General features: G+C 44.8%; 17 protein-coding genes, 1 pseudogene and 1 other annotated feature. Of the genes and pseudogenes, 14 read left to right on the forward strand and 4 right to left on the reverse strand.

Annotated features, from left to right (window positions below; genetic code table 11):
• The first annotated feature begins 138 nt into the window (after window positions 1-138).
• From MHM99_RS09560 to MHM99_RS09575, 4 genes are all read left to right on the forward strand, one after another.
• Entirely contained in the window at window positions 139-621 is a 483-nt protein-coding gene (locus MHM99_RS09560; protein ID WP_014950020.1) for a DUF2244 domain-containing protein, read from the forward strand.
• A gap of 116 nt (window positions 622-737) precedes the next feature.
• Window positions 738-1,007: a DUF6482 family protein gene (locus MHM99_RS09565; protein WP_257721543.1), complete on the forward strand. Its 270-nt coding sequence runs from the start codon at window positions 738-740 to the stop codon at window positions 1,005-1,007.
• 180 nt (window positions 1,008-1,187) lie between these two features.
• Complete coding sequence (locus MHM99_RS09570) at window positions 1,188-1,760, forward strand: YSC84-related protein (RefSeq protein ID WP_049588651.1); 573 nt, start codon at window positions 1,188-1,190, stop codon at window positions 1,758-1,760.
• Window positions 1,761-2,133: 373 nt separating this feature from the next.
• The gene (locus MHM99_RS09575) at window positions 2,134-2,430 is read left to right on the forward strand and encodes a hypothetical protein (RefSeq protein WP_336246532.1); all 297 of its coding nucleotides are present in this window, start codon (window positions 2,134-2,136) and stop codon (window positions 2,428-2,430) included.
• A gap of 15 nt (window positions 2,431-2,445) precedes the next feature.
• Here MHM99_RS09575 and MHM99_RS09580 read toward each other — a convergent pair whose 3' ends face one another.
• Window positions 2,446-2,685: a hypothetical protein gene (locus tag MHM99_RS09580; protein WP_049588649.1), complete on the reverse strand. Its 240-nt coding sequence runs from the start codon at window positions 2,683-2,685 to the stop codon at window positions 2,446-2,448.
• 230 nt (window positions 2,686-2,915) lie between these two features.
• Window positions 2,916-3,034, forward strand: a sequence feature (His leader region).
• Between the two features lie 50 nt (window positions 3,035-3,084).
• Here MHM99_RS09580 and hisG point away from each other — a divergent pair.
• Genes hisG through hisIE form a run of 8 tightly spaced genes read left to right on the forward strand, consistent with a single transcriptional unit; the run spans window position 3,085 to window position 10,225 of the window.
• Window positions 3,085-3,987, forward strand: a complete 903-nt coding sequence (gene hisG / locus MHM99_RS09585) for an ATP phosphoribosyltransferase (RefSeq protein WP_014950027.1) — start codon at window positions 3,085-3,087, stop codon at window positions 3,985-3,987.
• Between the two features lie 13 nt (window positions 3,988-4,000).
• Window positions 4,001-5,305: a histidinol dehydrogenase gene (hisD, locus tag MHM99_RS09590; RefSeq protein ID WP_049588648.1), complete on the forward strand. Its 1,305-nt coding sequence runs from the start codon at window positions 4,001-4,003 to the stop codon at window positions 5,303-5,305.
• Entirely contained in the window at window positions 5,305-6,384 is a 1,080-nt protein-coding gene (gene hisC, locus MHM99_RS09595) for a histidinol-phosphate transaminase (RefSeq protein WP_239219141.1), read from the forward strand. The genes hisD and hisC overlap by 1 nt, the downstream gene beginning before the upstream one ends.
• Entirely contained in the window at window positions 6,381-7,451 is a 1,071-nt protein-coding gene (hisB, locus tag MHM99_RS09600) for a bifunctional histidinol-phosphatase/imidazoleglycerol-phosphate dehydratase HisB (protein WP_014950030.1), read from the forward strand. The genes hisC and hisB overlap by 4 nt, the downstream gene beginning before the upstream one ends.
• Complete coding sequence (hisH, locus tag MHM99_RS09605) at window positions 7,451-8,080, forward strand: imidazole glycerol phosphate synthase subunit HisH (RefSeq protein WP_239219142.1); 630 nt, start codon at window positions 7,451-7,453, stop codon at window positions 8,078-8,080. Before hisB ends, hisH begins: the two co-directional genes overlap by 1 nt.
• Entirely contained in the window at window positions 8,080-8,817 is a 738-nt protein-coding gene (hisA, locus tag MHM99_RS09610; protein ID WP_239219144.1) for a 1-(5-phosphoribosyl)-5-[(5-phosphoribosylamino)methylideneamino]imidazole-4-carboxamide isomerase, read from the forward strand. Before hisH ends, hisA begins: the two co-directional genes overlap by 1 nt.
• Window positions 8,799-9,611 (forward strand): imidazole glycerol phosphate synthase subunit HisF, encoded by an 813-nt coding sequence (gene hisF, locus MHM99_RS09615; RefSeq protein WP_039222819.1) that lies wholly within the window; start codon window positions 8,799-8,801, stop codon window positions 9,609-9,611. Before hisA ends, hisF begins: the two co-directional genes overlap by 19 nt.
• Entirely contained in the window at window positions 9,608-10,225 is a 618-nt protein-coding gene (gene hisIE / locus MHM99_RS09620) for a bifunctional phosphoribosyl-AMP cyclohydrolase/phosphoribosyl-ATP diphosphatase HisIE (RefSeq protein ID WP_014950034.1), read from the forward strand. The genes hisF and hisIE overlap by 4 nt, the downstream gene beginning before the upstream one ends.
• 157 nt (window positions 10,226-10,382) lie before the next feature.
• Here hisIE and MHM99_RS09625 read toward each other — a convergent pair whose 3' ends face one another.
• The 3 genes from MHM99_RS09625 to MHM99_RS09635 all read right to left on the reverse strand — a co-directional run bounded on the left by MHM99_RS09625 (window position 10,383) and on the right by MHM99_RS09635 (window position 15,354).
• Window positions 10,383-11,243: an alpha/beta hydrolase-fold protein gene (locus tag MHM99_RS09625; RefSeq protein ID WP_168463728.1), complete on the reverse strand. Its 861-nt coding sequence runs from the start codon at window positions 11,241-11,243 to the stop codon at window positions 10,383-10,385.
• A gap of 91 nt (window positions 11,244-11,334) precedes the next feature.
• The gene (locus tag MHM99_RS09630; protein WP_049588640.1) at window positions 11,335-12,180 is read right to left on the reverse strand and encodes a formate/nitrite transporter family protein; all 846 of its coding nucleotides are present in this window, start codon (window positions 12,178-12,180) and stop codon (window positions 11,335-11,337) included.
• A gap of 258 nt (window positions 12,181-12,438) precedes the next feature.
• The gene (locus MHM99_RS09635) at window positions 12,439-15,354 is read right to left on the reverse strand and encodes a pitrilysin family protein (RefSeq protein ID WP_343213278.1); all 2,916 of its coding nucleotides are present in this window, start codon (window positions 15,352-15,354) and stop codon (window positions 12,439-12,441) included.
• A gap of 329 nt (window positions 15,355-15,683) precedes the next feature.
• On the opposite strand from MHM99_RS09635, the gene lepB reads away from it, so the two are divergent.
• Both lepB and MHM99_RS09645 read left to right on the forward strand, forming a co-directional pair.
• Complete coding sequence (lepB, locus tag MHM99_RS09640) at window positions 15,684-16,337, forward strand: signal peptidase I (RefSeq protein ID WP_049588638.1); 654 nt, start codon at window positions 15,684-15,686, stop codon at window positions 16,335-16,337.
• A gap of 444 nt (window positions 16,338-16,781) precedes the next feature.
• Window positions 16,782-17,771: pseudogene (locus MHM99_RS09645) on the forward strand (TonB-dependent receptor plug domain-containing protein); the annotation flags it as partial.
• Window positions 17,772-17,870: the final 99 nt, after the last annotated feature.

Here is a 17,870-nt window from a genome sequence, read left to right on the forward strand (position 1 = left end):
AGAAAATACGGCAAGTTACACGGCATGACTTTTCTAAGTACGCAGCCAACTAGCACCTGTACAATTTTCAAACTATTGTTATCCCACTACGTATAAGGTTTTACTTACACAGATATCATATACAGCATTTTAAAAAACATGGTTGAAGTATCTACATTTGAGCACCAGGTGCAACTGCATCTTTCGCCAAACCGCTCAGCAACATGGCAACAGACAAAGCACCTTATTGCAGCTTTTGCCCTTTTTATCAGCTCGATAGCTATTGCTTGGTCACTGGCCGGTGCGTGGGTCATATTACCTTTTGCAGGATTGGAGGTCGGGTTACTGGCACTGATTATGTATTTGGTTTCTAAAGCAACATACCGCTGGGAGACGCTCTTAATTTCATCAAACAGCATTCAAGTCACTAGCTCAAACGGTATCAGCATAGAATTCTTCCGCCCTGATACGTCCTTGTACTATAAAAAAGACTTGAGCTTAAAATGTGCGCCACAGCTTGTGCTACAAGCCCCTCTGCAGCAATTTGAAGTGGGATCATTTTTAAATTTAGAAGACAAAGAGCGTGTTCATGAATGTATGCAAAAGGCGGGGATCGCAGTATGTTCGAATAAGTGGTGGTAATTCGTGTTGCTTTGAAATGCAACCAATGCGTAAGGCTCCTTATCGTGCATGACACAAAATTAATGATCATTGTGGCTATTTTCGACTAATTAGATATAAGACGCAGCTATAACGAGTTGCGACCTAATGAGGGTTACACTATGAACTTATACATCGAGTCACTAGAAGGCGGCAATTACCTCGCATCAACCGGTATGGGCGCCTCACGCACCTTGGTTCGCGACAACAAGTCACAACCTAAAACGTTTCACTGTTTGAACGAGATTAGGGAGCATTTTGACTCTCAAGCCTTTGAGAAAGTTTGGCTCCGTCAAAGCACACCGTATGAAGAAATGGTTGGTCAAACCGATCATCCCGGTGCATTAGAGCTTGAAATTGAGTGGTAGCGACTTGCAGGTGTACTAGCAAGTAAGACCAATAGTTTTCAATGTTCCATGCACCACTTAGCACGTTTTTTGCGTACAACTAATGTGACGTAAATTAAAACGGTATTTTATTGAATTAGAAACAGTAAGAATGGTCTTCTTCTGTAGTTAATAAAACACCTACATGCTAAGGAGAATTGCATGAAAATAAGTAAGTTAGCTATTAAGTCCGTGTTTATGGCTGCCGTTTTGGCACTGACGGCGTGCGCCTCTATGGGGGACGGAAGTGTAGCTGAAAAGCGACAAGCTATTTTAGATATGCAAGATAACGCGCTTGCCCGTCTTTATTCTGAAAAGCCCGATACGCGCTCTCAGGTGAAAGACGCTGCCGGCTACGCCGTATTTACCAATGCTAACATCAACGTATTCTTTGTGGCGGCGGGCACAGGCTATGGTGTTGTAAACAATAATGTAACCGGCGCAAAAACATATATGAATATGGCCGAAGGTGGCGTAGGCCTTGGCTTAGGCGCAAAAGATTACCGAATTGTTATGGTTTTCCACACACAAAAAGCGATGAGTCACTTTATTGAAAATGGATGGACCGTAGGTGGCAACGCGGATGTAGCAGCGAAAGCCGGTAACAAAGGTGCATCTGCAGAAGGCGAAGGGTACTTGGGTAACGTCACAGTGTATACTATGACTGAAAGCGGCCTTACATTACAGGCCACTGTTAAAGGCACGAAATTTTGGGTAGATAAAGAACTAAACTAATTCCGCCCTAACTATTCCTAACCATATTAGCGATTAGCGCTCCAACACACCGAAGGCTTCTTGCATGCAAGAGGCCTTTTTATTTTTTCTGCACAACTGCCAGCTACCGCTCTAAATCTTTACAATAAAAATATCCCGCGGCTCAAGACTAATATCGCAAAGACTCGCCAATCCAGGAAAATGCTTAGCACTTTTCAATCCTTTATCTGCGTAATATTGCGCAGTGTACACATCGGCTGATGTAAGTATTATTGGACATCCAAACGCCAGAAGCATTATTGCAAGCTGCCATACAGACTTTTTTATACTAACCATAACGCTTTCCATTCTAGGTATATAAAACCACGTGGTTTTGCGGTGTTGATTTTTTTCGCTGTTTAGTGAGCGATTACTTGAAAATGCAATGGAATTAAAAGAAGACCACAACCCTGAACTGCGTTTGTTGGGTATTGTTGTTAATCAATTCAATAGCCAAGCAAAGCTTCCAAGAGAGTTAATTGAGACACTTAAGCAGCAAGATTTGCCAGTGTTAGAAAGTTATATAAGTGCCACGGTAAAAGTGAAAGAGTCTCACTCTAAGCGAATGCCGCTGCCTTTCTACTTACCTAAGCACAAAGTGACGAATCAAATTGCGGCTTTATTTGAAGAACTCAATGCGAGCAAAACCTAACGCTAACAAGTTTCGCTAAACATCAATATCAATATGCTTAAGCCCACCCTCGCTGTTACCTCGCTCTTTATCTTTCGAGTTTTCAGCTGATTTTTCGATAATCTCAGTTCGCTTCACGTCTTGAAACTGATCGCGCTCTTCTTCACTAAAATGCTCGGTCTTTTTGGTCTTTTGCACTTTCTTCACGCGGTCGTCCGTCTCAATCGGCACTTTTGTGTTGCGAGGCAAAATGGGAAACAGTAGATCGTTGCTCATACGCCCTCCAGAAGTTTGCATTTGTCTCTATAACTTATCGGCAACGAGTTGCCAAAAATTACGGTTTAAAACTAATTCATAACGAATTGTTTTATTATATACACATTAAATTAGAGTTAATGTGCCAAAAGAGTTCACTTTAACCTTGCAAATCCTAATTCAAAACGCTAATGTTTTAGCCGTTCGAAATTAGGAATTAAAATTTTCAAAATGATCAACTGCGCGACGAAACATCACCATCACCACAAAGCATAACCTTTCAGGTTCGTGCTGGAAGGTCTATGTATCCTTCCAGTGGCGCAGATAAAACAAATTCTCGACCCTCGGAAGGAAACTTCCGGGGGTTTTTCGTTTTAGGCGCAATCAAAAGTTAAAACACAACGTGTAAGGAATGTTTCAATGAGTAACAGCAAAAGACTTCGAATTGCCGTACAGAAATCAGGTCGATTGAGCGATGACAGCATTGCCCTACTGAAAGCTATAGGCATTAAACTCAATATTCGTGATCGCCTGCTGATTGCGCATTCTACGAACCAGCCTATTGATTTGCTTCGCGTGCGTGACGACGATATTCCAGGTCTTGTTATGGATGGTGTAGTAGACCTAGGCTTTATTGGCGAAAATGAGCTCGAAGAGAAAATGCTAGAGCGTAAAGCGGCGGGCAAGCCATTCGAATATGAAGTACTGCGTCGTCTAGACTACGGCGGCTGCCGCCTGTCTATTGCGGTACCTAATGAGATGGATTATCAAGGAATCCAGTCGCTAGAAGGCAAAAAAGTAGCAACAACTTACCCCTACCTACTTGAGCGCTACTTCAAAGAACAGGGCATAAATGCAAAGGCTGTAATGCTACAAGGTTCTGTGGAAGTGGCCCCACGAGCAGGTGTAGCTGACGCTATCTGTGACCTTGTATCTACCGGTGCAACCCTTGAAGCTAACGGTCTTGTTGAAAAAGACGTTATTTTCCGCAGTAAAGCGGTACTTATTAAGCGCGCTGATGGCGAGCTTAGCGACGAGAAAGAAACACTGGTTAACCGACTAATGCCACGTGTTGATGGCGTATTACTAGCAAAAGAAAGCAAGTACATCATGCTACACGCACCAAAAGCGTATTTAGAGCAGGTGAAAAGCCTACTTCCAGGTGCTGAAAATCCTACGGTTCTACCACTTGCTGGAAATGAAGAACAAGTTGCTATCCACGTTGTTTCTACAGAGACCTTGTTCTGGGAAACCATGGAGAAACTTAAAGCCCTTGGTTGTAGCTCTATTCTTGTAATGCCAATCGAAAAAATGATGGGCTAAAAGGCAGGCAATTATGATTACTTGGTCATCTCTTTCGGTAAATGAGAAAAAACAGGCGCTAGCCCGCCCGGCTATGGCCAATAGCCAACAGTTAAAGCAGACCGTGGGCGACATTATCGCCCGCGTTGAAAAAGAAGGCGATGAGGCAGTACTTGATTACACACGTAAATTTGACTGCCCAGACTTAACTAGCCTTGTACTTTCACAAAAAAACATTGATGCTCTTGCTGCGAAGGTAACGCCAGAGGTAGCAAGTGCTATCGATACTGCGTTCAACAACATAAAAATGTTTCACGAAGCGCAAATGCCTAGTGATATCGCGCTAACCACAACGCCTGGTGTTAAATGCGAGCTGCGCTTCACTGCCCTTGATGCAGTGGGTCTTTATATTCCAGGCGGCAGCGCGCCGCTTCCTTCTACCGTATTGATGCTAGGCGTACCTGCATTGGTGGCGGGCTGCGAAAATAAGCTACTTTGTACTCCACCAAACAAAGAACAGCTTATCGCGCCTGAAATTGCGTATGCGGCCAGAAAATGCGGCATCGACAAGATCTTCTTGTGTGGTGGTGCCCAAGCAATCGCCGCTATGGCCTTGGGAACAGACAGCGTTCCTCAAGTAGATAAGATTTTTGGCCCGGGTAACAGCTTTGTGACTGAAGCTAAACAGCAAGTAAGCCAACGTGCTGATGGTGCAGCTATTGATATGCCGGCCGGCCCATCAGAAGTGTTGGTACTTGCTGATGAGTTCGCAAACCCTGAGTTTGTAGCGGCCGACCTGCTTTCCCAAGCCGAGCACGGTCCAGACTCGCAGGCTATTTTGGTGTCTAACAGCGCTACACTTATTGAAGAAGCAAAAGCCGCGGTTGAACGTCAATTAGCAACCCTATCTCGCGCTGAGATTGCACGCCCTGCTATGGAAAATGCGCGTTATATTTTGGCTGATTCCATTGAGCAAGCCATTGAAGCAAGTAACGCCTACGCTGCTGAGCATTTAATTGTACAAATAGAGAATGCCCGTGATTATTTGCCAAAAATTAAATACGCAGGCTCTATATTCCTAGGCCCGTGGTCACCAGAATCTGCAGGTGATTACGCGTCGGGCACTAACCACGTACTGCCAACCTATGGCTATGCTAAGAATTACTCTAGCCTTGGATTATTAGACTTTATGCGTCGCTACACTATTCAAGAGCTAAGCGCAGACGGCATGCGTAATTTAGGCCCTGCGATTATGGCACTGGCCGCTGCCGAGGGCTTAGATGCACACGAACAGGCCGTTGCACTTCGCATGCAGGCACTTAAGCAAGGAGACGCCTAATGTCGGCACTTATCGATAACCTAATTAACGAAAATTTAGTGCCGCTAAAGCCGTATGAATCGGCTCGTCGCTTGTTTTCAGGTGGTCAAGACTGGCTTAATGCCAACGAGTCACCTTATGCCAACGAATACAGTGTAGATAGCAGCAACTTTAACCGCTATCCGTCATGTCAGCCCGAAGCGGTAGTGAGTGGTTACGCCGATTACACTGGACTCAACAAATCGCAGCTTATAGTTACCCGCGGCGCAGATGAAGGCATTGAGTTGCTTATTCGCACCTTCTGCACGCCGGGTAAAGACAGCATTCTGATATGCCCGCCTACCTACGGTATGTATGCAATCAGTGCTGAAACCTGTGATGTGGGCATTAAGAAAGTGCCGCTTAACGACGACTTTAGCCTTAACGTGAATGCTGTATGCGCTGAAGATGACGTTAACGTGATTTTCATCTGTGCGCCAAATAATCCAACCGGTACGCCAGTTGCTCGTGAAGACATTAAAACCGTGCTCAATCACTTTGCCGATAAAGCACTGGTTGTTGTAGATGAAGCGTATATTGAGTTTGATGCGGGTAATACGTGGGCAAATGAGATTAACAACTATCCAAACTTGGTGGTACTTCGTACGCTGTCTAAAGCGTTTGCTCTTGCCGGTCTTCGCTGTGGTTTTACACTTGCTCAGGCACCCGTCATCCAAGCACTACTTAAAGTGATAGCGCCCTATCCCATTCCAGAGCCAGTAGCGCAGATTGCTGCACAAGCATTGTCGGCTGAATCGCTAACGTTACTTGAGCTTCAGGTGGCTACCATTAACCGGGAAAAAGAGGCCCTAGCCGAAGCGCTGGAATCTATCGAAGGCTTTGAGTTAGTGGGTGATAGACGAGCAAACTTTATCTTATTCCGCTACGCAAAAGCGCAAGCCCTAATGCAGTACTTGGTAAGCCAAGGCATGCTTATTCGCGATCAATCAAAACAGCTTAACTTACAAAACTGTTTACGCGTAAGCATAGGCACTGAAGAGCAAAACCAGCGTTTAATGCAGCTAATTAACGAATTTAAAAATAATGAGGACGCGGCATGAGTCAGCAAGCCATTTTATTTATTGACCGTGACGGTACACTCGTAGAAGAGCCGCCAGTAGATAAGCAATTAGATAGTTTAGAGAAGCTTGTTTTCGAGCCAAACGTTATTCCTGTGCTACTTAAACTAAAGGCAGCTGGGTTTAAACTCGTGATGGTAAGTAACCAAGACGGCTTGGGTACAGACAGTTTCCCGCAAGAAGACTTCGACAAGCCACACAATGCCATGATGGCCATTTTCGAAAGCCAGGGTGTAGTGTTTGACGACGTGCTTATTTGCCCGCACTTCGATGCTGATAACTGCACATGCCGCAAACCCAAGCTTGGCTTAGTACAAGAATACCTGCAGCAAGGCAAAGTGGACTTCACTCGTTCGTTTGTTATTGGTGACAGAATTACCGATGTACAGCTTGCTGAAAACATGGGTATTCGCAGCTTTCAGTACAACCGTGAAAGCTTAAACTGGAACGATATTCAGAAAAGCTTACTTGCGTCGTCACGTATTGCAGAGGTGGTACGTACCACCTCTGAAACCGACATTCGCGTGCGTGTAGATCTTGATTCGCAGGCTAAGTCGACAATTCAAACCGGCATGGGCTTTTTTGACCACATGCTAGACCAAATTGCGACCCACGGTGGCTTCGAGCTAAACCTGACTACCGATGGCGATTTGCACATTGACGATCACCACAGTGTAGAAGACACCGCCCTTGCCCTTGGCGAAGCGCTTAAAAAGGCTCTGGGCGACAAACGCGGTATAGGTCGCTTTGGTTTCGCGTTGCCAATGGATGAGTGTCGTGCGGAATGTATTATGGACATTTCAAACCGCCCACACCTTAAGTTTGACGCTGAATTTAGCCGCGACCAGGTAGGTGAAATGGCCACCGAAATGGTGCCGCACTTCTTCTACTCGCTTGCACAAAGCATGGGACTATCGCTGCACCTTTCCACCAGCGAAGGTAATGCACACCACCAGGTAGAAAGCCTGTTTAAAGTATTTGGCCGTGCGCTACGTCAAGCCATTACGCGCCAAGGTGATGCACTACCAAGTAGTAAAGGAGCCCTGTAATGTCAGTGGTAAACCCCAGGCAGCGACAAAAAATAGTTATAGTAAATACCGGCTGCGCGAACATTTCATCAGTACGCTTTGCCCTTGAGCGCTTAGGCGTTGAAGTGGACGTATCTGACGATGTAAACGTGATAAAAAACGCTGATAAAGTGTTCTTACCCGGCGTAGGAACAGCGGCAGCAGCGATGGCAAGCATTAAGCAAAAAGCGCTAGTGGAAACCCTGCAGTCGCTTACCCAACCTGTGCTAGGCGTATGTTTAGGCATGCAACTTATGGTTGAAACCAGCGCTGAAGGTGGTTTTCAAGGTACAGGCAACATCGACTGTTTGAACCTAATGCCAGGTCATGTGGCTCGCATGGAATCAAAAGGCGTGCGCTTACCTCATATGGGTTGGAACACAGTCTCTCATAAAGAAGAAAGTTTATTTAAGGGCATCCCACAAGATACCTACTTTTACTTTGTGCACAGTTTTGCCGTTCCTGAATACGAGCACACGCTTGCAAGCTGCACTTATGGTAATACTTTTTCAGCAGCGATAAATAAAGACAACTTTTACGGGGTGCAATTTCACCCAGAACGTTCTGGCGAGGCCGGAGCACAATTACTGACTAACTTTGTGAACCTATAATGATTATTCCAGCAATTGATCTTATTGACGGACGCGTAGTACGCCTTTATCAAGGCGACTACGAGCAGAAAACCCAATACGAACTGGACCCAGTAGACGTGGTTCACGACTATGCCGACCAAGGTGCAATCTGGCTGCACATTGTTGACCTAACAGGCGCTAAAGACACCAGTAAACGTCAGCTTTCACTAATTAAGTCTATGGTGGACACCAAGCGCATGCAGTTTCAAGCAGGCGGCGGTATCCGTAGTGAAGAAGAAGTGGCGCAATTACTAGAAACGGGCGTAAGCCGCGTAGTGATTGGTTCTTTGGCGGTAAAACAACCCGAGCTTGTGAAGTCTTGGGTAGAAAAATACGGCCCAGAGCACATTGTATTGGCCCTTGATATCAATATTAGCGACAGCGGTGAAAAGCTTATTGCTACCCACGGCTGGCAAGAGAATTCTGGCGTAGCCCTTGAAGGCTTGCTTGAAGACTTCGCTACAGTAGGCGCAAAGCATGTGCTGTGTACCGACATTAGCCGCGACGGCACGCTACAAGGTGCGAACACTGAGCTGTATCAAGAAATGGCAGCCCGTTTCCCACACGTTAGCTGGCAAGCGTCTGGCGGTATTGGCAGCATCGCTGATATCGAAGCGCTAAAACCCACAAACGTTGGTGGCGTAATTTTAGGCCGCGCACTACTTGAAGGTAAATTCACGGTGAAGGAGGCTATTGCATGCTGGCAAAGCGCATAATTCCCTGTTTGGATGTACGCGACGGCAAAGTCGTTAAAGGCGTTCAGTTTAGAAATCATGAAATTATTGGTGATATTGTGCCTCTTGCCGAGCAATACGCAAAAGCGGGGGCCGACGAGTTGGTATTTTACGATATCACCGCAAGTTCTGATGCCCGCGTGGTAGACAAAAGCTGGGTAAGCCGTATAGCACAGGTTATTGATATCCCGTTTTGCGTAGCGGGCGGCATTAAGAGCATTGAAGACGCCGGGCGCATTTTGGAAATGGGTGCAGATAAGATTTCGATTAACTCCCCTGCCCTTAATAACCCAGATCTAATTAACCAGCTACACGACGTATACGGTCAACAGTGCGTCGTGATTGGTATCGACAGCTTTTATAACGAAGCAACCGACCAATACGAAGTGTACAAATTCACTGGTGATGAAGCGCGAACGCAAAAAAGCCAGTGGCAAACCATCGATTGGATTAAAGAAGTTCAGTCGCGCGGTGCGGGTGAAATTGTTCTGAACTGCATGAACCAAGACGGCGTGCGCAAAGGCTACGATGTGAAGCAGCTAAAAGCCGTGCGCGATATCTGTGAAGTGCCGCTAATTGCGTCGGGTGGCGCAGGTGAAATTGCCCACTTTACGGATGTGTTTCAACAGGCTGACGTAGATGGCGCGCTTGCAGCATCAGTATTTCACAAGGGCATCATCAATATTGATGAGTTGAAAGCAGAGTTGACCAGCAATGGCGTTGCCATGCGTAAGCGTCACGGATTAACGGCGCAAGCAGAAGGAGTAAACCCGTGATCATTACTAACGAAAACAGCAATAAATTAGCTTGGGACAAAATGGACAACCTACTACCCGCCATTGTGCAAGACGCACTGTCTGGCAAGGTATTAATGCAGGGCTACATGGACCAAGACGCATTGGCGAAAACCCTTGAAACGGGCAAAGTGACATTCTTCAGCCGTTCAAAACAGCGTCTTTGGACCAAGGGTGAAACGTCAGGTAACACGCTAGATTTAGTGAGCGTTGCTTGTGACTGCGACCAAGATTCACTGTTGGTACTTGCCAACCCTAACGGCCCGACATGCCACACTGGTGTTGAAAGCTGTTGGTTCGACGGCAACACACCAGCCTTTACGTTTCTTGCAGATTTAGAGCGTGTATTGGCTTCCCGTAAAGACGCGGATCCTAAAAGTAGCTATACCGCTAGCCTCTACAACAAAGGCATTAAGCGCATAGCGCAGAAGGTGGGCGAAGAAGGTGTAGAAACCGCATTGGCGGCTACTGTGCACGACAAAGAAGAGCTAAAGAATGAAGCCGCTGACTTGTTGTACCACTTAACGGTACTGCTTCAGGCGAGCGATATGTCGTTGAACGATGCACTTGATGTGTTGCGTGAGCGCCACAAGTAATCCGTTGTAAAACTCGTTTATTATTCAAAATGCCCTTCTCGTTTTCTACGCGAAGGGCATTTTTGTATCGCAGAGCTTTGCACTTCATTGCAATTAACATTGTTTAGCCTGCCTAAAAATTGAGCATAAAATAATCCGTCAGTTAAAGAAAACGCGACTAACGCGGCGTTCCCAATATCCAATCGATCCCTTGGATAGCAACGGTGGGAAATACGGTCGCATGTGACGCACCGCCGATAACATGCAATTGTAGTGTTATGTTTTGATCTGCCTTAGCGATGATTTTACTTGCCAATGCTTTGCTCCCCGCAACCATATCTTGACCCTCGCCAAACTCAGGCGTTTCTAAGCTTCCCACACCAATGTAAACACGCTTGGGCGATTGAGTTTCAGCCATTTCTAAGGTTAGTAAGTAATCGTCATTAAACCACACTGAAGGGCTAACAAGCACATAGTTAGAAAAGGTTTCAGGAGATTGCATGAGCACGTAGCCGCCAAATAGCCCGCCTAATGAATGCCCAATAAAAGTCCGTCGATTGGCGTCTACTCGATATGTAGATTCAATAAATGTTAATACATCTCGTCTAATAAATGACAGGTACTCAGCAGCAAGACCGGTTTCCAGTTTCCAACTATTGGCTATGGCAGGAGTGTAGTCCCTTACTCTACTCTCCACGCCTTTTGATTCTAGGGAATAAGACAACCCCACTATGACCGCTTCTTCCATTTGGCCTACGTTTACTGGCATTCGCATAGAGCCTACGATAATAGGAAAACTGTAAGGCGCATCTGTTGTGTATATTACGGGGTAATCCTTGGAAGGAGATGTGTTATAGCTTTTTGGCAACTGTACAAATAACGTATATTTACGTGCAGTTTCCGTATCTTCTATTGTCACCATTTTGCTTCTAGGTAACGAAACAGACGCTTCAGAAATGATAGGTTTAATGATTGATTCAGCAAAAGCACATGAAAATGCACTTCCGACAAGAATTATTGCTGTTAGAAAGCGAAGCACCGTAATCCCTTAGTGGTTTAAACGGAATGTTATAACGCAGCTAATTTCAATTAACCACTGTTTGCACACCAAGGGTCACTTTTTGACTTCTCTATTTCTCGATTTCTCTTACCACTTGGCCATAAGCCAGCAGCGCGAACAGCCCCGTTCCGCCCACAATATTTCCTAGTAATGTTGCACCAATTAGTGAGAGTGTTTCAAGAACGCTTATTTTATTTTGCAGTGCTAACAAGAAAAGTTCTGTTGAACCGGCTATCACGTGCGTAAAATTTCCTATAGCAATTAAATAAGTAAAAATAACTATCATCAATATTTGAGAATGCTTAACCGAAGGCTTCATCCATACAATAGCGGCAATGATAAACCCAGATATAATGCCGTATGAGAAGGCGTCTGACGGTGATAGCTTGGCATAATGTTCAGAAATAGCGGTCATCCCTTCAACCAGCTCTGGTGGAACAGATTGCAGCGAAAAGCTGAAAAACGCAGCCAAAAAGGTGCCGAACATATTGGCGGCGAAGACAATGCCCCACAAGCGCGCGATGCACACTCCCATGTTAACCGATGGCTTGCTTAGCAAAGGCAGGATAACTGACAGCGTATTTTCGGTAAATAGCTGTAGGCGACCAACAATCACCAGCACGAAACCAACCGTATAGCCCAGGTTTTCGATAACAAACTGATTGGGAGAGTTTGCAAAGAGGTGATGCAGAATTCCTTCAGCAAGAATTGAAATCGAGATACCAATGCCTGCTGCCACACCAGACCACCACAATGACATCATAGGACGTTGAAGTTCTTCTAACCCTTCCCTGTGGACAATGGCATACAAAGAAACAGAATTTAAGCTCTGATTATCTCGTACATCTTTTTCTTCAGTATGACTAAGGGCAACGTCTTGCTCTCTATGCCCAGACTCCTTCACTTTTTCTGTCACTCATGCCTCCTGCAACTCTTTGCTTAACTAGGACGTTTACCTCAATTACATAGTATTTGGTCTACGACACAGCTACTTAACAGGCATCACCAGACCTCCCTATTAGGTTACGTTGATTAAGCACGTTTTTGGTCACAATAAATTTGCCTATTTCAGATATAGCACCCATTTTAATAAAAAAGCCCGCGTGAACGCTGTTCACAAGGGCTTTGGTTTTATTGCCGGTCGTTATAATGCTCGCAAAACGTCAAACATGAACTAAGGGTTTAACAAGGTTGGTTGCCCTAGCCCAAGCGCTTCTAAACGCTCAAACTGGGTATCTTTGTCCCCTACTATCAAATAAATCATCTTATCAGGATGTACATATTCACCGTATAGGCGCTTTATCTCACCCACGGTTAACGCTTTCACCTCAGCTTCTTGCTGTAAAACGTAATCATTGGGCAAGCCAAAATCGCTGATTTCGCTAACCATACTCAGTTTAGCGCCTAGCGTCTCAAACGCCCTTGCACCAGATTTAAGTGTGAATCCTTTCGTAACGCCTAAATCTTCATCTGAATAGTTTGCACCAAACTCTGCTAATATATCCATGATAGCTTGCGTTGCTTCTAAGGTAACGTTCGACCTTACGGCGCTTCGTATGGTGAATTCACCGGTATATTTATCGCTAGAAAACGATGAACGAATGCCATAGGTGTAGCCTTTGTTTTCACGTAGTTCCTGCATAAGCTGTGAGGCGAAACCGCCCCCGCCTAAACGATAATTCATCACACTGACTTTATAAGCATCATCATGAGTAACATTCGGGGCGGAATGGCCGAAATAAAGCACTGACTGTTTAGCCCCAGGCACGTCATAGAAAAAGAGTTGGGCGCTTTCTGGCAGCTTGGGCTCTGGTACCTTCGCAAAAGTAACATCTTTTGGTAACCATCGCGCATTAAGTGGCGCTAGGCTTTTTACAACGTCCTGTTGTTTGATGTCTCCCACAACATGGAACTTTGCCAATGACGGTGTGAAGTATTTCTCGTAATACTTCTTAACATCTTCGAGCGTTGTGTCATCTACAGTTTGCTTATCACCAAGAACCGTTTGAGCAAACGGATGCGCCTTTCCGTAAAGCAGTGTTTTAAACTCAACCGATGCAATGGCATTAGGGTTCGCTTTTATTTGTTCAATCTGGTTGATTGTATCGTCTTTAGCTAATTCAAACTCTTGTTCATCAAAGCGAGGAGAAAGTATCACTTCAGTGACAAGCTGCATTAAGTCACTGTAGTGCTTAGACAAGACCGTTCCGCTAATAGTAATGTCAGTTTCAGAAGCACTGGCCTCCAGAGAAGCGCCTAAAAGCTCAATTTCCTGTTCCAGCTGCTCGGGTGTTTTTTCCGCCGTACCTTTAAGCAAAGTTGCGGCAAGTAAATTGGCGGTTCCTGTTTTACCTTCTGAGTCTAGAAGCATGCCACCATCCAGCTTTAACTCAAACGCGACCAATGGCACTTCGTCATTAGCAATACCCGTTATTTTGATGCCAGACGACAGTGTATTTTGCCAAACCTTAGGTGGTGTAATTTCTATTGATTCACCATAAGCAGGCTCTTTCGTGCGATCAAACGATGACGGAGTACGTTCGTATTCAGCCGCAACTGACGCATCAAAGCTCTCTTCCGCCCCCGCGACAATTTGCTCCTCCACTACATTAGCTTCTGTAGAGCCGCTTAACACCAACTCTTGCTGTCCCTTAGGTACAAAGCTGGTGGCCACAAACGGTTTATCCTTAATATAGGTGCTATAAACACGCATTACATCTTGTTGTGAAACGCCCAGAATTTTCTGAACATCTTGGCTGATAAATTCAGCCCCGCCCGCAAAAATTTCGTATTGCGCCAATTGAAAACCTTTACCTAAGACGCTTGAAAGTCCTTGATAAAATTCTGTTTCTTGACCTGCTTTTATACGCGCCAAATCCTTTGAAGAAATCCCGTCTTTCTCAAAGCGGGCGAACGCTTCGTTAACTCCATCTGCAACAGTGTTTAAGTTCACGCCATTAAAGGCCATAACCTGCAGTTGTAGCTGTCCAGCAATCTCAGCATCATAGCCATAAAGATAAACATCACTGGTGAGCTTCTTCTCGTCAACAAGCACCTTGTTCAGCGGAGCATTTTTGCCTTGGCTTAAGTACTGAGAAAGTACTTGAAGTGGATAATAGTCATCGTGATATTCAGGTACGGTTGGCCACACCATAGTTAAAAGTGGCGCTTGTGCAAAATTATCTATATGGAATCGTTTTATAGTCTCATTGAGCTTCGCAGGTTGGGGCGGTAATTTATTGATTTGCTCTCCCGCAGGAATTTCATCGAAATATTTTTTAACCCACGCTTTAGTTTGATTTACGTTAATATCACCCGCGATGGTAAGCACCACATTATTAGGTACATACCATTTTTTGAAAAACTCTTTCACGTCAGCAAGCGTTGCGTTTTGCAGATCTTCTAACGACCCAATCACTTGCCAACTATACGGGTGCCCTTCAGGATAAAGGTTTTTATCAATCACATATTGATTGTGACCATAAGGGCGATTATCCACACTCTGGCGCTTTTCGTTTTTCACCACTTGCTTTTCTTTAGCGAGCACAGGATCTGTCACGGTATTAATGAAGAAACCCAACTTATCGGCCTCAGCCCAGATCATTTTTTCTAAGGCATCAATAGGGACCGTTTGGTAGTAATTGGTACTATCACGACTCGTCGATCCATTTGCACCAGAGCCACCAATTTTGGCGCTGAGTTTATCAAGACCGCCTTTTCCTAAATTCTCTGATTCGAGAAAAAGTAAGTGTTCGAATAAGTGTGCAAAACCCGTTCGCCCTTCCTTTTCTCTGGCTGAGCCTACGTGGGCAGTTAAGGCGACAGCTGCAACAGGGTCAGAGCTGTCAACGTGCAGCACAACAGTAAGCCCGTTATCCAGGGTAAAGCGCTCGTAGTCTACGTTGAATAATGACGTATTCGAGGAAGCGGTAGTTGTATCCGCATTAGAGTTCGCTTCGCTAGTTATGTTGGTAGCTGTTTGTGCATTTTGAGGGTAATTGGTGTTATGCGTACACCCTATCGATACTGAACTTAGCGCTATTACAGCGATTGCAGTGTACATTCTTGTTCGTTTGAATGTTTTAAGCATTGTTTTATTCTTTGCCAATCAAAAACGTAACAAGTACCACAAGTGCACCACCAGTGCCATGACATTCCTTTTTCGGTCATTTTTAGCATGCCTAAAGAAGCAGCGTTCACTTTTTACAGAGAGAAAAATAAATACATGATTTTTATGAGCTTTATTGCTTTTTATCAACACTCAATACCCGGCAGCTAGAGCAAACTTAATTAGCTACCGACATAGTTCGTTACATTTTCCACACCTCAATTTTGAACAAATTAGGTAATTTACAATCTACATCTATTACACAAGCCATGTCGTAATAAAACTTTGAACTAACGAGCAATCTACGAAAAGTGAGAACCGAAGCCGTGTTAAATCTAAAACAGAGCGTTAAGAACAACCTGCCTTTCATTTTATTTATGGTTTTGCTTTTCTCGTTTCGAAGCAGTGTTGCTGATTGGTATTATGTTCCTACAGGCTCTATGGAGCCCACCATTCAAGTAGGCGACCGCGTAGTGGTTGATAAATCAGCCTACACGCTAGAATTACCGTTCACAGACGTTGTTGTCGCGAAAACTGGTAACATCAATCGCGGTGACATTGTAATCATTGACAGTAATGCAGCTGAAACCAGACTCATTAAACGTGTGGTTGCCATTGAAGGTGACAAGGTCAAATTAGAAAACAACGTACTTTTTATCAATGGTGAAAAAGCAACGGTAAGCGCCAAAGATCACAATCTTTATTCCGAGGAGATTTTAGGCCAAACACGAACCATAGCGCTTAACCCATTACCTAGCCCTGCGAAAAACTTTAACTTGGTCACTGTACCTAGAGATCACGTGCTGGCAATGGGGGATAATAGGAACAATAGCGTTGATTCTCGTTATTATGGCTTCATTCCAATTGAAGAAATTCAGGGCAAAGCCAACGCTGTTGCATTTTCACTAGATCCGGACGATATGTATTTACCGCGAAAAGACAGGCTTTTCACTTCTCTTTATTAGATGTCGAGGATAAATTCTCTTTACATTAGTGCAAATAGACCTTTACCTACGCTCAATTTTTAAACACCCGGTCACTGGTCAGATCAGCTGCGTTTACCATCAAAAGTTATCTACACGAAAAAGTAGGCACTATTTTTAATACCTAAAATACTACCATTTGTGCGTTTCTGTTTCTTATCAGAACGCACGGGTTTTATTCCACTTTTTTATTTAGTCTTGTTGTAGAAGCATTGTCCCAAGGCTTTTACGCTTCGCAATAATACCCTATTCCCTTATTTCAAATTCACATTAGTAATACTCGGTTTACACACTTTGTAACCAAGTGTCACATCTTTCGTGTTTTACCCTATTGCAACTTAAGTATTAGGAGTGCTATTGATAAATCTGCAACATCATCGTGTTGCAAAAACACACAACAAGTAAAATGGAAATAAGGAAATAACAATGAAACAAGGTCGTAAAGTAAGTGCAATTGCAGTGGGATTAGCACTTTCAGGATTAACCTCTCTATCTCCTGCGTATGCACAGCAAGCTGACGAAGAAGCAGCCAACCTTGAACGAATTGCAGTCACCGGTTCTCGTATCAAACGTACAGATATGGAAGGCCCTTCACCTATTCAATCAATAGATGCAACAATGATTGAAGGCATGGGCTATGAAAACCTTCAACAACTACTCGAGCGTATGCCGGCCACCGGTGCGGGTACCTTCTCGACGCGCAATAACAGCCAAGACTCTACAGCCAATGGCGCGGCAGCGGTATCCCTCAGAGGTATGGGGCCAGATGCAACGCTTGTTCTAATAAACGGACGTCGCGTGGCAATTAGTGCCTTTGCTGAAAGTATCACTAACTCATTCGTTGATATTAACTCTATTCCTGTATCCGCCATCGAACGTATCGATATCTTAAAAGACGGCGCCTCTGCGATTTACGGCTCAGACGCTGTTGCAGGTGTAGTAAACGTAGTACTGAAGAAAGACTACGAAGGTCTAGAGATTAATGCAGGTTATGGTGGTACAACAGGCCCAAGCTATGATGAGACCACCGCCAGTATTCTATGGGGCTCTCAAAGCGAAAAAAGCAGTGCTACAGTTATCATCGACTATTTCAACAACAGCACGCTCGGCGCTGACGAAATGGGTCGTTACGGTACAGCCAACCAATCTCCTTATGGCGGTATGGACTTCCGTTCGTCACGAGGTTACCCAGGCTACTTCTACGTAGACGGCGTTAAAACTATCGACCCTGACTGTCCGGAAGACAGCGCAACGGCGTCAGGCAGCTGTCTGTTCGATTATGGCCCATTTGGTTTAACCATACCGGCTTCTGAGCGCGTGGGCTTTATTGGTCAGTTCGACTATAAAATTGGCGACGAAACCACAGCATTTATGGAAGTTGCAATGCAGCACAATACGTCTGAAGTAGGCGGTGCAGCTGCGTATTCCGATTTACTTGAACACCCATTCCGGTTTTATTTGAACACCTCAGATCAACGCATCGTTGGCTAGTCGATTTTTACCTTAAGTGTTCAA

This window comes from Alteromonas sp. MmMcT2-2 (assembly GCF_022348305.1).
Taxonomy (GTDB): Bacteria; Pseudomonadota; Gammaproteobacteria; order Enterobacterales; family Alteromonadaceae; genus Alteromonas; species Alteromonas macleodii.

Bases quoted from the DNA above. Each gene is read 5' to 3' on its own strand.
- MHM99_RS09560 (WP_014950020.1), top strand. From the start codon at position 139: ATGGTTGAAGTATCTACATTTGAGCACCAGGTGCAACTGCATCTTTCG.
- hisA (WP_239219144.1), top strand. From the start codon at position 8,080: ATGATTATTCCAGCAATTGATCTTATTGACGGACGCGTAGTACGCCTT.
- hisD (WP_049588648.1), top strand. From the start codon at position 4,001: ATGATTACTTGGTCATCTCTTTCGGTAAATGAGAAAAAACAGGCGCTA.
- MHM99_RS09635 (WP_343213278.1), bottom strand. From the start codon at position 15,354: ATGCTTAAAACATTCAAACGAACAAGAATGTACACTGCAATCGCTGTA.
- hisH (WP_239219142.1), top strand. From the start codon at position 7,451: ATGTCAGTGGTAAACCCCAGGCAGCGACAAAAAATAGTTATAGTAAAT.
- hisF (WP_039222819.1), top strand. From the start codon at position 8,799: ATGCTGGCAAAGCGCATAATTCCCTGTTTGGATGTACGCGACGGCAAA.
- MHM99_RS09570 (WP_049588651.1), top strand. From the start codon at position 1,188: ATGAAAATAAGTAAGTTAGCTATTAAGTCCGTGTTTATGGCTGCCGTT.
- hisG (WP_014950027.1), top strand. From the start codon at position 3,085: ATGAGTAACAGCAAAAGACTTCGAATTGCCGTACAGAAATCAGGTCGA.
- hisC (WP_239219141.1), top strand. From the start codon at position 5,305: ATGTCGGCACTTATCGATAACCTAATTAACGAAAATTTAGTGCCGCTA.
- MHM99_RS09580 (WP_049588649.1), bottom strand. From the start codon at position 2,685: ATGAGCAACGATCTACTGTTTCCCATTTTGCCTCGCAACACAAAAGTG.
- hisB (WP_014950030.1), top strand. From the start codon at position 6,381: ATGAGTCAGCAAGCCATTTTATTTATTGACCGTGACGGTACACTCGTA.